General features: G+C 72.8%; 1 protein-coding gene. It reads right to left on the reverse strand.

Annotated elements, in window-relative coordinates:
* Positions 1-13: 13 nt before the first annotated feature.
* A complete protein-coding gene (locus GUY60_RS37725) occupies positions 14-1,120 on the reverse strand; it encodes a family 43 glycosylhydrolase (protein WP_161706004.1) in 1,107 nt (368 codons plus the stop codon).
* Positions 1,121-1,269: the final 149 nt, after the last annotated feature.

Here is a 1,269-nt window from a genome sequence, read left to right on the forward strand (position 1 = left end):
GCTTCGGGGGCGGCTAGCGGACGTAGAACCCGTCGCCGCCCCGGCTCAGTACGCCCGTCATGGGGTGGCGCGGGCCGCCGTCCCACCAGTGCCACACGACGCGGTGGCTGCCGTCCGCCGCGGTGAACACGTCCATGCCGCCGGGGCCGCGGTGGTTCTGCGGCAGGCCACGGTACGGGGCGAGTCCGGCGGTGCCGGTGTAGCCGAAGTAGGGGCGTTCGGCGCCTCGGCGGAGCGGCTCGCAGCGGGTGCCGGGGAGCGGGGTGGTGCCGCAGTCGGCGATGCCGGTGGCGTATCGGGCGCTGTCCCAGTTGTTGCCGGAGTACAGGAGGTACCAGCGGCCGTCGGACATCCTCGCCATCGACGGGTTCTCGACGACATGGGTGGACCCGGAACTCTTCCTCGTGTCCCAGCCGATGTCGGTGCTCGTCAGGACGGACCGGCGGGTGCTCCACACGGCGCGGCCCGAACTGTCCGTACGGACCGCCGAGATGCCGGTCTCGGCGCCTGCGGTGATCGCGTCGTCCCGGTAGGTCACGTACAGCGAACCGCCCGCGGTGAACGGGTTGGCGTCGAGCGCCCAACGGCCGCCGGGCGGGCATGCCCAGACCCCGGCGGAACGGAACGGGCCGCGCGCGGAGCTCGCCACGGCCCGGCCGACGCACTTCTGGCCCGATCCCTTGCGTGAGGCCGTGTAGTACATGAAGTACCGGTCGCCGTGCCGGGCGACGCCGGGCGCCCAGATCGCGCCACCGGGCTCCGCCCAGGAACCCGGCCCGCCCGGCAGCACGTCACCCGAGGCGCAGTCGGTCATGCCGACGGCGTTGCCCGAACCGTGCACGAGCACCGGCACGTACAACTTCCCGGTGGCACCGGCGCAACGCTTCCCGCGCCCGGCCGGGACGGTGGTGCCGTAGGTGACGTACCGGCCGTCCTTCGCCCTGACGGTGTCCGGGTCGGCGAGCGGAAACGACGAGGAACCGGCCACGGCGGCACGGGCGTCCACCCGGTCGACGGACTTCGGCACGGCGTTCACAGTGCCGTTCGCTGTGCCGGTCGCTGTGCCGGTCGCTGTGACCGTGGCGAACACGGCGGCGAGTACCGCGACCCCTCCCGCCAAGGCCGCCCTGCTTCTCCGTACGGGCCCAACTCGTCGCTCTCCCACGGCAGTTCCTCTCCCCGACTGCGATGACCGCACTGCTCGGAACCAGCGGCACGGAAGCCTAGCGCGGAGGGTGGTCGGTGTGGGGGCGATGAGGGGAACTGGGT

The organism is Streptomyces boluensis (assembly GCF_009908195.1).
GTDB lineage: Bacteria > Actinomycetota > Actinomycetes > Streptomycetales > Streptomycetaceae > Streptomyces > Streptomyces boluensis.